General features: G+C 36.4%; 14 protein-coding genes and 1 other RNA gene. 10 read left to right on the top strand and 5 right to left on the bottom strand.

Features of this window, described 5'->3' with window-relative positions:
- Positions 1–63 precede the first annotated feature (63 nt).
- Positions 64–1,056, top strand: a complete 993-nt coding sequence (gene sppA, locus GMD78_RS10690; protein WP_155668819.1) for a signal peptide peptidase SppA — start codon at positions 64–66, stop codon at positions 1,054–1,056.
- A gap of 15 nt (positions 1,057–1,071) precedes the next feature.
- A complete protein-coding gene (locus GMD78_RS10685) occupies positions 1,072–1,539 on the top strand; it encodes an RDD family protein (protein WP_155668818.1) in 468 nt (155 codons plus the stop codon).
- 228 nt (positions 1,540–1,767) lie between these two features.
- Here GMD78_RS10685 and GMD78_RS10680 read toward each other — a convergent pair whose 3' ends face one another.
- Positions 1,768–2,271: a spore coat protein gene (locus GMD78_RS10680; RefSeq protein WP_155668817.1), complete on the bottom strand. Its 504-nt coding sequence runs from the start codon at positions 2,269–2,271 to the stop codon at positions 1,768–1,770.
- A 204-nt stretch (positions 2,272–2,475) separates the two neighbouring features.
- Here GMD78_RS10680 and GMD78_RS10675 point away from each other — a divergent pair, with 204 nt between their 5' ends.
- Entirely contained in the window at positions 2,476–4,095 is a 1,620-nt protein-coding gene (locus GMD78_RS10675) for an acyl-CoA synthetase (protein ID WP_155668816.1), read from the top strand.
- 47 nt (positions 4,096–4,142) lie between these two features.
- Here GMD78_RS10675 and GMD78_RS10670 read toward each other — a convergent pair whose 3' ends face one another.
- A complete protein-coding gene (locus GMD78_RS10670) occupies positions 4,143–5,387 on the bottom strand; it encodes a TraB/GumN family protein (RefSeq protein ID WP_155668815.1) in 1,245 nt (414 codons plus the stop codon).
- Positions 5,388–5,507: 120 nt separating this feature from the next.
- On the opposite strand from GMD78_RS10670, the gene GMD78_RS10665 reads away from it, so the two are divergent.
- The 5 genes from GMD78_RS10665 to GMD78_RS10645 all read left to right on the top strand — a co-directional run bounded on the left by GMD78_RS10665 (position 5,508) and on the right by GMD78_RS10645 (position 8,472).
- On the top strand, positions 5,508–5,648 hold the full coding sequence (locus GMD78_RS10665) for a small, acid-soluble spore protein L (RefSeq protein ID WP_155668814.1): 141 nt from the start codon (positions 5,508–5,510) through the stop codon (positions 5,646–5,648).
- 23 nt (positions 5,649–5,671) lie between these two features.
- Positions 5,672–5,920, top strand: a complete 249-nt coding sequence (locus tag GMD78_RS10660; protein WP_343042265.1) for a sporulation protein — start codon at positions 5,672–5,674, stop codon at positions 5,918–5,920.
- Between the two features lie 81 nt (positions 5,921–6,001).
- A non-coding RNA gene (gene ssrS, locus GMD78_RS10655) (6S RNA) lies at positions 6,002–6,184 on the top strand.
- Between the two features lie 859 nt (positions 6,185–7,043).
- Positions 7,044–7,412, top strand: a complete 369-nt coding sequence (locus tag GMD78_RS10650) for a VOC family protein (protein WP_155668812.1) — start codon at positions 7,044–7,046, stop codon at positions 7,410–7,412.
- Between the two features lie 109 nt (positions 7,413–7,521).
- Positions 7,522–8,472 (top strand): alpha/beta hydrolase, encoded by a 951-nt coding sequence (locus tag GMD78_RS10645; RefSeq protein ID WP_155668811.1) that lies wholly within the window; start codon positions 7,522–7,524, stop codon positions 8,470–8,472.
- Between the two features lie 38 nt (positions 8,473–8,510).
- Here GMD78_RS10645 and GMD78_RS10640 read toward each other — a convergent pair whose 3' ends face one another.
- Complete coding sequence (locus GMD78_RS10640) at positions 8,511–9,041, bottom strand: hypothetical protein (protein WP_155668810.1); 531 nt, start codon at positions 9,039–9,041, stop codon at positions 8,511–8,513.
- A 162-nt stretch (positions 9,042–9,203) separates the two neighbouring features.
- On the opposite strand from GMD78_RS10640, the gene GMD78_RS10635 reads away from it, so the two are divergent.
- Positions 9,204–10,655, top strand: a complete 1,452-nt coding sequence (locus tag GMD78_RS10635) for an MDR family MFS transporter (protein WP_155668809.1) — start codon at positions 9,204–9,206, stop codon at positions 10,653–10,655.
- A gap of 110 nt (positions 10,656–10,765) precedes the next feature.
- Here the strand turns inward: GMD78_RS10635 and GMD78_RS10630 are convergent, their stop codons facing one another.
- Both GMD78_RS10630 and GMD78_RS10625 read right to left on the bottom strand, forming a co-directional pair.
- Positions 10,766–11,713, bottom strand: coding sequence for a DMT family transporter (locus GMD78_RS10630; protein ID WP_155668808.1), 948 nt, complete (start codon positions 11,711–11,713; stop codon positions 10,766–10,768).
- A gap of 70 nt (positions 11,714–11,783) precedes the next feature.
- Entirely contained in the window at positions 11,784–12,359 is a 576-nt protein-coding gene (locus GMD78_RS10625) for a Maf family protein (protein WP_155668807.1), read from the bottom strand.
- A gap of 129 nt (positions 12,360–12,488) precedes the next feature.
- Between GMD78_RS10625 and GMD78_RS10620 the strand changes: the two genes are divergently transcribed.
- Positions 12,489–12,857, top strand: coding sequence for a cytochrome-c oxidase (locus tag GMD78_RS10620; protein ID WP_155668806.1), 369 nt, complete (start codon positions 12,489–12,491; stop codon positions 12,855–12,857).
- Positions 12,858–12,899 lie beyond the last annotated feature (42 nt).

Genomic DNA, 12,899 nt, shown 5'->3' with positions numbered 1-12,899 from the left:
AGCTATAAAATAGTGTATCATTTTATGTATAAAATCAACTTGGAAGAATTTGGAGGAGATAGAATGAATGCAAAGCGTTGGTATGCACTACTTGCAGCCGCAGTTCTATTAATTGTATCTGTCGGCTTTCAATTTATAAGTAGTTTTGCTACTTCTAACTTTGAACAGATATTTGCGCTTCAAGACAAGAAATTCAATGAAGAGGTAATCGAAGAAGGTCTTGGAAACAAAATAGTTGTTCTTCATCTTGATGGTGTTATTCAGGATACAGCACCAAGTACTCTCATAAACACTACTTCATATAACCATAAACGATTCTTAGAAATGCTAGAAGAAGCAGGGGAAGATCGTAGTGTCGATGGGATTATTTTACGTATCAACACACCTGGTGGTGGAGTAGTAGAAAGTGCAGAAATCCATGACAAAATCGTAGACATACAGGAAGAGTACAATAAACCGATCTATGTATCTATGGGGAATACTGCAGCTTCTGGCGGATATTACATTTCAGCACCAGCCAATAAAGTTGTTGCACACCCAGCGACATTAACTGGATCCATAGGTGTTATTATGGAAGGATATGACCTTTCTGGCCTAGCTGAGGAATTAGGAGTCGAATTTAATACGATTAAGAGTGGAGAATTTAAGGATATCATGTCTATATCACGAGAAATGACGGATGAAGAGCGTGAACTACTGCAAACAATGATTGATGATATGTACGATGATTTTGTTCAAGTAATTGTTGACGGTAGAGATATGTCAGAAGCTACTGTTAGACAATTAGGAGATGGACGAGTGTACACTGGTAGACAGGCTCAGGAGAATGGGCTTGTAGATGAGCTTGGTTCATTACAGGATGCCATCTCGATTATGAGTGAGGACTATGAATGGAATGATGTACAGGTAGTGAGATATAATAACCAATTAGGATTTGAACAATTCCTTGGTATGTCTATGCAAAGTCTATTTGCCAAGGAAACAGAATTTTTTAGCATGATGGATATGATTAGAGAATCCAATGCACCACGTGCTATGTACTTATATTCGAATTAAGGAGGTGCCATCATCATGGGTGAGGAAAATGCTCATACAGCAACAGATCATCTAATGCCGACAAAACGATATGCAGGGTTTTGGATGCGATTCTGGGCCTACATACTAGATTTAATTGTTGTATTTAGTATAAACGGTATTCTGTTTGTTCCATTTAAATTTATTAATGATGGTACAGTCATTAATATCGGATTTTGGACGTTAACAGGGATTATAGGTTCGATTATTTTCTATTTATACTTTTTATTAATGACAAGAAAGTTTGGTCAAACTTTAGGGAAAATGATCTTAGGCATCAAAGTTATACGAGAAGATGACCAGCCATTAGAGTGGAGTGATTTACTATTCCGGGAGGTAGTTGGAAGGTTTCTTCACCGTATTTTTGGATTTTTAGCCTTGCTTTATATTATTGTTGGTTTCACAAAGGAAAAACAAGGGTTACACGATATAATCGGAAACACGAGAGTCGTATTTGATGAGTAAAATAAAATTGGAAGAACATTATCTTTCAAACTAATGGATTGACTACCCATTAAAAGTGAATTTTAACGGAATGAGGATCCACTCTACTGATTTATCCGATCGGATCCTTATTCCGTTTTTTCTAATGCATAACGTTCATGGGTCAGTCATCTTTATACAACATAAAAACATACAGTTCACTCTGAGTTGAACTGTGCGATTAACTGTTTGAGTTTAATTGTAAAGGCGTTAATACCCCATTTTTAACGCCTTATTAGCTAGGTTCATATCATTTTGTAATAACTTTTGTATATCATAAGCTGGGTAAAGACCGTTTGCATACATATAGTTGAATACATTAGCGTGGCAGTTAATTGCTTTTTGAAGGTGATTTGTTAATGTCTTACGGACTTCGGGAGTTGCTGTTTCTGTAATTGCAATGGCATAATTCCGCACCGCAGTCTTACAAAATGCTAGTAGGTCTCCTGCAAAAAATCCTTGATCGAGCCTAGCAGAATCTTCATCCACCTCTGCTCTAGGTGCCAAGGAATAAAATTTTAATAAATCATTAATATTATTTTCAAGATCCTTAATGGTCTGCACATATAAAGCATGTAGTTTTTTATCACTGATTTTGCCAACTGAATTCTTTATCTTCATTAATCCCACCGATTGAAACGCTACCAATTCATGTATTTCTAGTGTTTCATGCCATGCTAAATGACGTGGCTGTCTATTCTCTGTCGTATCCATATTGAGTTCCTCCTAATATATAGTCATTTTCACTATATTCACATGAAAATTTTTAGGGACTTGACCATATGAAAATAGGCATGCATCACAGATAAGAGAAGGTTGAATTACACTTGCGATGAATATTTTTCTGAATTATAATAAAAAATAGAATTTTCCTTTTGTTTGTAGTCATCAAAATACTTTTGAGGAGTGGGAATTTATATGAACACAAATACAAACGTACTTGATGGTCTTGATAAGGTGTTGGAACGGGTAAGGAGAAATACGTTAGGTGATTTACTTGCTAGATCAAGAGAACGAATGCCTGAAAAATTTGCTTTAGCATATAAGGATCATCGCCTAAACTATGCTGAATTAGATGACTTTGTGAATCAAACTGCTCATGCATTTATGAATGATGGTATGAAAAAAGGTGACATGATTACAGTAATGTCGAAGAACAGTTTGGATTTTACTATCGTTAATTTTGCTTTGGCTCGGATTGGGGCGGTAATGATCCCGATAAATTACATGCTGACTGTGGAAGATGTAGCATATATTTTAGAGCATGCAGAGGTAGATGGATTTATTGCATCAGAGGAATATGCACCAATACTTGATGAAGCGACAGGACGATTAGTAATTAAATATCGTTATTTAATGGATGTAGTATCTGTAGATAAACTAGCAGACAACTTATCTTCATGGAAACCATTAATAACAGCTAGACAAGGACAATCAACTGATTTAGTTGACGCAGAGATAGCAGATGATGATTTAGCACATGTATTATATACCAGTGGTACTGAATCTCGTCCAAAGGGCGTTATGCTAACGCACAAAAGTATTATCAGTGAATACATGAGCTGTATTATCGATGGCCACATGTCTGAAAGTGATGTTTTAATTCACGCACTACCACTTTATCATAGTGCACAGCTTCATTGTTTCTTAGGACCAAGCATCTATTTAGGATCGAGTGGTATTATTCTGCCGGGTGCAAGTCCGGAATTGATTTTGGAGACAATTGAAAAGGAAGCAGCAACCCAGCTTTTCTGTCCTCCAACCGTATGGATTGCTTTATTGCGTCATCCTGATTTTGATAAACGTAATCTTTCTACTTTAGAAAAATGTTACTATGGAGCTGCAATCATGCCAAGAGAAATTTTGAAGGAGCTCTCAGAACGATTACCAAATGCGAGGTTTTGGAATTTTTATGGTCAGACAGAAGTAGCTCCATTAGCGACTGCTCTTCAACCAGGGGATCAGTTAAGTAAACTAGGTTCAGCTGGAAAACCAACACTAAATATGCAAACAAAAATTGTTGATGAAAATGATGTAGAACTTCCAAGAGGAGAAGTAGGTGAAATTGTTCATCGTACACCACATGCGATGAAAGGTTATTTACATGATCCAGAGAAAACAGCAGAAGCCTTTAAAGGTGGCTGGTTTCACAGTGGAGATCTTGGTGTGATGGATGAAGAAGGGTATATCACCATTATTGATCGTAAAAAAGATATGATTAATACTGGTGGTGTCAATGTATCCAGTCGTGAAGTAGAAGAAACGATATACCAGTTAGAAGGAGTATCTGAAGTAGCTGTAATTAGTATTCCAGATAAATACTGGATCGAAGCAGTTACGGCAATTATTGTTCCAAAGGACGGGGCAGTTCTAACCAAAGAGGACGTTATTGATTATTGTAAGCAAAAGCTTTCCTCATTCAAAGTTCCGAAATATGTTGATTTTACAGATTCTTTACCAAAGAACCCTAGCGGAAAAGTATTGAAGCGTTCATTGCGAGATCAATATGAGGATTTAGGGGGAAATGAAGAGCAATAATCATTCAAAACAAAAACACAAGTCCCGACGACTTGTGTTTTTGTCTACTAAAGAACTGGTTCTACCTCGTAACCTTCATCTTCTAAAATGGAGATTACATGTGGTTCAAGGATTAGATGTAGACTACCTACGATTACGAAATACGTTTCTCCACTATCTTCTTCTAAAAATTCTATAATCGTCTCAGCCATGCCATAATTTCGATTATCATTTAAAGCTTCCATAAATGCTTGTTCTTCATCACTAGCTTCTACATCTTCTGCAACTAGATAATTCAGTAGTTCTTCTGGATCACCTTGCTTATACATGGAAAACATATCTTGCATCTGTTGATCGAACGCTTCTATATCGATTAAGGATTCTTCTAGCATTTGAATTTGATATTCAGGGCTTGTATCAGAAAAAATACGTAATTGTTCTTCAACCGTTTCTAGTCCAATTACCTTCTTGTTATCCTGATCTGCTCTGTTTAAAAAGTATTCATCAACACCGTGGACATAACCTAATTGTTCCGTCATTAGCTGCTGTATGGTAGAAGATAAAAACCATGGTTTAAAGTTATTTAACATTTGGAGAGGCAGTCCTAATTCCTGTAATGTTTCATCTAATAGGCCATACAAATCCTCAGGAATATGGTCTTCTATTGTAGTGCCATCTTCATATGTAGCAAGTTCCATTGTAATCCCCTGCATTTCAAATGGGTTGACATTGTTTAAGTCGATCTCAGGCACCACTACATTGGATTCTGCATATGCCTGTTCAATTTTTTCATTAAGCGGATAGAAATCTTCTGTTCCAGCATGAATAGTTCCTTGTAAATATACAATTGTATCCCCATTTTCTACTTTCCACAGGAATCCACCTGGGCCATCTGGTGAACCAACGACTTCAACATCGAGTGTAGTAATAACTTCAATACCTTGTTCACTCAGTTTACTCAATAGATTTGATGTTTCATCAAAAGGGTTACCTACAATGATTACTTCTTTTAGATTATCTAGCTGTTCTAGTATGGAAAAGTCTTGAATGTTATTATCTTGTAAATTTAATGTCTCTAATGCATCGAAGAATTCTAGTCCTTCCAATTCTTCAATCTCTAATCCTGAGAGATCCAGTTCTGTAACTTCGTTAACATCAGATTCATATAGTTCCTCTTCATTTTGCTTTTCAATCTCTCCTCGTATCGCATCTTCCAACCTTTCATCAGAAAAAGATAGGGTCTCTTCTGATTGACATGCAACTAATATGAGAGTAAGAGCTAACGCAAAACACACATGTAAAAACTTTTTCATAAAATCAACTCCTCATCTAAGTTTATCCTAACTAAGTTAATTTTCACAACGATAATCTACATATTTTACAAGGATAAAAGCAAACTATTTTGAAACAATAATTAGTGGAGGTGTAGTTTCATGAGTAAAAAAAATGAAAATTGGAGTAAGAAGCGGGTAGATACGAGTGTAAACCCCCAAGGATTGACAGATGATGTTGCAGATCAACAACCAAGGTCCCAATTAGAGCAGCGGACAAAAAAGAAGAATACGAAAATTTAGTTGTGACAAAGTAGGTGAATATCATCGACAATACATTACTTTATTTGAGAGAATCGTTAGCAAACTATATTGAAAATGATTTGTGTAAGGAAATTTACCGTAAAATAGAGTCCAATCACTATGAAAGTGAAGAAGAATTTATTGAGGATTTAGATGACAAAGAAATGGCTTATTTGGATTCATTATTGGAAAGAGAGTTGAATTATGCTAAAAACGTTGGAGATGATACCAGAATTGACCAATTAACTGAGGTATTTGAACTACTTTTTTAAGTGAATATAGGCTGATTCACTCATTTTCCAGTATTGGTTGGAATTAACATTGATATATGTCCCTAACCATAGTAATATATAAACAAGCTACGATGTTCGTATTTATTTAAGTTTTAACCTCTAATGAGATAATAGGGAGTTTTACATTGAAGCTCTAATGTCGTGCCGTCAAGAGCGGAAGGCAGGAAGGTTTCTGCAAACACCCACTTTGGTGAAGTGGTGGTTTAAAACTTTTTATGAAAATACGGCATAGGTGGCTATTGAATACTAAATTGGCTGACCAACTTCCTTTAGGAGGTTGGTCTTTAACTTTTATGTTTAACTTACAGATTTTAAGAGATAGTAAGCCATTTCTTCAGATATGGGATGAATAATTAATTTGAAATGGTTACGCAAGACGGTAACTCATCGATGTTATGAGAGCCCAAACGCTGGTCGGAAAAGTCCAAACGGTAACTCAAGGGAGTAATGAGAGCCCAAACGCTCGTTGGAAAACGCAAAACGGTAACTAATGGGAGTAATGAGAGCCCAAACGCTTGCAGGAAAACGTAAAACGGTAACTCATGGATGTTATGAGAGCCCAAACACTGATCGGAAAACGTAAAACGGTAACTCAAGGGAGTAATGAGAGCCCAAACGCTGATCGGAAAAGTCCAAACGGTAACTCATAGACGTTATGAGAGCCCAAACGCTGATCGGAAAACGCCAAACGGTAACTCAATGGAGTTATGAGAGCCCAAACACTGGTCGGAAAAGTCCAAACGGTAACTCATAGACGTTATGAGAGCCCAAACGCTTGCCGGAAAACGTAAAACGGTAACTCATAGACGTTATGAGAGCCCAAACGCTGGTCGGAAAACGTAAAACGGTAACTCATAGACGTTATGAGAGCCCAAACGCTGATCGGAAAACGTAAAACGGTAACTCATAGGAGTTATGAGAGCCCAAACGCTGGTCGGAAAACGTAAAACGGTAACTCATTCCCGTTAAGCTGTGAGAGTATCAAAGGATTTTTTTGTAGTACATATAAGGAATTCTTTTCATCCTTGATTTGTAATTTGTATTATGCAAACGTACGTATTTCCCATAAGCTAGAACTATAAAGATTATGGGAGGAAATGGTATGGAATTTGAATACGATAGAATTGATCATGTTCAATTAGCAGCTCCGATTGGTGGGGAGCAGAAAGCACGTGATTTTTATCAACATATTTTGGGGTTCAAAGAAGTGGAGAAGCCCGATACCTTACGAAGACGTGGAGGCGTTTGGTTTCAAGCTGGAACTGTCCATCTACATATTGGTGTTGAGGAACCTTTTACCCCAGCTAAGAAAGCCCATCCTGCCATTCATGTGAAAAATATTGAAGGTCTGAAAAAGTATTTAGCTAAGATGGGAGTTTCTTTTCTAAATGACACAAATTTACCTGGAGCAAATCGGTTTTATGTAACCGATCCTTTTGGAAATAGACTGGAATTTCTAGAATGGGAGTGACTTTAGGAGACCTAGTTTGGGTCTCTTTTTTGTTGTTACTAAAAATTATGTGAGTATAAATAATGATAGAATAGTAGTAGGGGGCGTGTCATAGAGATGGGGGAAGATGATGAAAAAGCGAATCATAATGATTTCAGGAATAATAGCTGGGATCTTTATAATAGCTACGATATTTGCAGGTAATTATTTTTACAATGAAGGAATAAAACGTGGAACGGAAGTACAATTACATCAGGAATCAGAAGCGGTAAATGCGACAGTAGGTGAAGAAGCGCAATCTATTATTAAGGATGCAATAGAATGGTATAGTAATCAACAACCACAGGTTCTTGAAATAACTTCTTATGATCAGTTGAAGTTAGTAGCTGGTTTCATTGAAAATGAAGCGGATACAGGGAAAGCAGTAATTTTAGCACATGGATACCGAGGAAATCGAGATCATATGGATGACTTGGTTAAATTTTATTATGATCAAGGCTATGATATTTTAATGCCGGATGCTAGAGGTCATGGAGAGAGTGAAGGAGATTATATTGGCTACGGCTGGCATGATCGACTAGATTATTTAGAGTGGATTGATTTGATCATTGAAGATTACCAAGCTGAACAAATCATTCTACACGGTAATTCGATGGGAGCATCATTAGTGCTAATGGTTAGTGGAGAAGATTTACCGCAAGAAGTGAAAGGTATTGTAGCTGATAGCGGTTATACAACGGTGAAAGAGGAGCTAAACCATCAATTGAAGCACCTATATAATTTACCTCCGTTTCCGCTTCTAGATATAACAAGTATGATTACAAAAATCAGAGCAGGATATACCTTTGGGGAAGCTTCAGCTATTGATCAAGTAACGAAAAATACGAAACCCTTATTTATTATTCATGGGGATTCGGATGAGTTAGTCCCAACCGAAATGGCATATGAGCTTTTTGATGCTGCTGGTGGAGAAAAAGAATTATGGATTGTTCCAAATGCAGGTCATACAAAAGCTTATACTGTTGCAACAGTAGAATTTCAAGAGCGTTTGAGCGAATTTTTAAATAATAGTACAGAATAAAAATTAGAAGCACTTTCCAAAGTGGGGTGCTTCATAAATTATTCGTCTTCTTTTTTCACAAAGCCCTCAAAATCAATGTATTGCTCTTGCTTCAATCCAAGTGTCTCATATTCGATCAAGATTTGATGAATATCATGATCGTGGTTGAAATCCTTGAATTGAACTTTTAGTATAAGTCTTAATTCGCTTTCTTCCATCCTATAGTCGTTTACGGGGACATAAAAATCAGTAAAACCTTCACTTATTGCATACTCTTCATCGATAGCACCAGTGATAAGTTCACCTGTCTCCATGTAAGGTATTATGGTAAGCTGTTGATCATCTGTCCCCAACATTAATCCATCTTTTTTGATAAAGGAGATATGATGAATAGTCGGTGTGGTTATTCCATCCCAATGTAATGTATATCCCAAATAAAGGGCTTCATGACTTTCTATAGCTTCCTCGCCTGGCCAAGTATGGTTCCATTTAGAAAACTCTCCTTGTTTTACAACAAATATAAATAATGCAGGTATCACTAGAAAAATAAATAGAGATAAAGAGAGTATAAGTTTTTTTGACTGGATCATTTATACACCACCGACTTGTAATCTTGTTTTATATGAAGCTGTTTAAATTATATATGAAATTTTCGAAAAATAACACAAAATATTTGGATGTAGATATACGTGAGAAAATGGTATAATAAACATTCGACTAAAGAGAGTATTTAAACGGCATTCGTGAAGGAGATGAGGAGATTGAAGCAACCTTCTACAGTAGATATTCATCAAATGAAAAAATTTCCGATCGTTGCTGTATTGCTACCAGGTGCATTTTTAGCTATCTTAAACCAAACATTATTAGCTCCGGCGATTCCAATAATGATGGACGATTTACATATTACGGAAAACACAGCTCAATGGGTAATGACCATATTTATGTTAGTGAATGGTATTATGATTCCGATTACCGCTTTTTTAATTGAGACATTTACAACGAGAAGGCTATTTCTGTTTGCCATGACCTTGTTTGCGTTAGGAACGGCTGTATGTGCGGTGTCACCAAATTTTACAATACTTATGATTGGACGGATTATTCAGGCATCAGGTGCTGGCATAATGATGCCGTTAATGATGACTGTATTTTTACTGATTTTTCCTATTGAAAAAAGAGGAACTGCCATGGGAACAGTTGGTTTAGTTATTGGTTTTGCTCCAGCAATTGGACCTACACTATCGGGATGGTTATTAGAAAAATATACATGGCCGGTACTATTTTATATCGTATTGCCATTAGCAATTATTGATATGATTATCGCTTACTTTGTAATGAAGAATGTAACTACTAGAACATTTCCTAAGGTTGATGTCCTGTCTATTATCTTATCCACCTTTGGCTTTGGAGGTTTATTATATGGGTTTAGTAGTGCTGGAAATTATGGATGGTCTAGTTTATCAGTAATCGCTTCAATTATGGTTGGTGCCGTAACCTTAATCTTATTTATTCAAAGACAATTCAAATTAAGGCAGCCGATATTGGAATTCCGTGTATTTAAAAATCAAACATTTCGTATAACTACGATCATCGGGATGATTGCCTTTTTAGGTCTAATTTCGGCAGAGACCATATTACCAATCTACATGCAAAACATGGCAGGGTACTCACCACTTGATACGGGGCTAGTACTTTTTCCAGGAGCATTATTAATGGGGTTAATGTCGCCAATTAATGGACGAATCTTTGATAAATTTGGAGCACGTTGGCTAGTGATCATTGGATTAACGTTATTAACCGTAACTTCTTTCTTATACACACAGCTTACACCAACAACTTCTTTAAGTTTTCTTGCGATCGTATTTACTATTCGAATGCTAGGGATATCGATGGTCATGATGCCGGCAACAACAGCAGGGTTAAATCAGTTGCCCAATCGACTAATTCCTCATGGTACAGCAATGAATAATACAATGCGACAAGTTGCCGCATCAATTGGTACGGGAATTCTTGTTACGGTAATGACAAGTAAAGCATTTTTAACATCAAACTCTCCTGGATTAGTTGAACAAATTCAAGGGGTAAATGTTGCTTTTTTCGTTTCAGCTATTTTATCTTTAATTGCTCTTGGGCTAGCTTTCTTGATCAAAGGAACAACACCTGCAGAAGAACGAGCAACAATTGCTGAAGCAGAGAGTAAGTCATAAGGTAATCTTCAATCCTTCACTTCTTATAAATATCAGGTATGAAGTTGGTTGATCGTTTTATATAGAAAAGGTGCCTTTCATGTTAATGGGCACCTTTTCTACGTAATAAATTATGAAACTTGTTGGGTTAGTTCACTTTTTTTCTTATTAACATGTGATGATACCACACTATGCAATATCATCCCGAAAATTACAAGAAACATTCCAATAAAAGAAATAACTGTTGGAAAAGCAATATTTAGAACGATTAACTCACCAACTAAAGCAAACACGACTTCACCAGATTGTGTCGCCTCTACTCCTGCTAACTTTTGGTTATCATTCCGTACGAGTTCCGTTGCATAAAAGAATAAGACAGTGGCTATTATCCCAGAAGAAACAGCAACGATAAAGGTTTGCGTAAGTTGACTAGAACTTGGTGCGCCATGTGCAATAGCACCATAGATTGAGAGAATTAACCAAAATGGCATGGATGCAATAGTCATTCCTAAGATTCGTTGAAACGTGTTTAAACTTCCATCAACAACCTGCATCATTTTTCGATTTCCCAGTGGATAGCAAAAAGCTGAGATAATTAATGGAATGACACATAATACAACACTAGTAATTGGAACAGCTGAGGCATGTTCCAACTGCATAAGGAATACACCTGCTAGAATAACCAATGAAATAAAAACACTTTGAATGGGAATGCCTTGTTTAGCATTTTTATATAACAATGGAACTAATAATGAACCAGCAATAATGGTGATTTGGAAGGTTGCCGCAACAAGCCACCCTGGTCCGTAAATCGTAGCAAATGTTAAAGGTGCATAAAATAAACCAAAACCAATGGTACTCCAAAGGAACCATGAAAGTGGATTGTTTTTTATATGTTGGAGTACAGGCTTCATATTCTTTTTATATCCAACAATAATTAGTAACATGGGAAGCATAAATATAAAACGAAGGGAAGCACTCCATACCCAACTTCCCCCGTCTAGCTCCATGGAACGGTTTAAGACAAAAGTAACAGAGAAAAAGAATGCAGATAAAATACCTAGTAGAATCGCCTTCATTGTTCCCTCCAAAATTTAGAATAATTCGAATCTAATATTTATCATAACAGGTATTTTTAGGAGGGGAAAGTTATTTTTGGGGGTATATAGAGAAGCTTCTGAGTTCTCTTACTACCCGTGATATAGGCAAACCAACAACGTTGTAATAATCTCCAATGATTTTCTTGACTAATATTGCCCCCATACTCTGTATCCCATATGCACCTGCCTTGTCGTACGGCTCCTGAGTGGATATGTACCAATTAATATCTTCTTCTGATAATGTCCAAAACTCGACCGATGTTTTTTCAACAAATACTATCTCTTTTTCCAAGCTTCGGATCATAACACCAGTATACACCTCGTGTGTATTTCCACTTAATGCAGTGAGCATCTGAAATGCATTATCTTGGTTAACTGGCTTTTCAAAAATTCTTTGCTTAAAAGACACTACGGTATCAGCAGCTAGAATTACTTCATCATCATGATGAATTACTGCATTCTTCCCCTTTAGAGTTGCTAGTTTTCTTACTTTTTCCACGGGGTCATCTGAAATAATTTGCGTTTCATCAACAGATTGTTTTCGTGTGGAAAATGGAATCATTGCTTGTTGTAATAGTTCTTGTCTCCTTGGTGAGGATGAGGCTAATATTAATTTGTTAGACATGAAAAATTCCTCCAGTGACTTTTAGGATAATTGTAATGTATTTTTCTTGATTTGAAAAAAATATAGTCTTTTGTATTCTACTCTTTTCATATACTTTATAACGAACAAATTGAAAGGAGGGGGATATCGATGGGTAATACATTAATTAAAATATCAATTTGGTACTTTATTGTGGGAGTGACTTTAGGACTGTATATGTCTATGGCTCATAACTATAATCTTACTGGTGTGCATGTCCATGTGAATTTGTTAGGTTGGGTATCATTAGCCATTGCTGGTATCTTTTATAATCTTTATCCACATCTTGTTGAAACAGTATCTGCTAAGATTCACTTTTGGCTACACAATATAGGATTACCAGTAATGATGGGTGCATTAGCGTTAGCAATTCTAGGTGCAGGAGACATTTTCCTTACTTTTGTAGCAATAGGCGGCGTAGTAACTGTTCTAGGTATATATTTTTTTGGTTATAACATGATTAAGAATTTAGAGCAATAGTAAGCACCCCCCTTTTTACTTGTTAGAAGGGGGTTTTATGTG

The organism is Ornithinibacillus caprae (assembly GCF_009728145.1).
GTDB lineage: Bacteria > Bacillota > Bacilli > Bacillales > Amphibacillaceae > Ornithinibacillus > Ornithinibacillus caprae.
The sequence above is the reverse complement of the archived record's forward strand: the minus strand, read 5'-3'. Positions and strand labels throughout refer to the sequence as shown.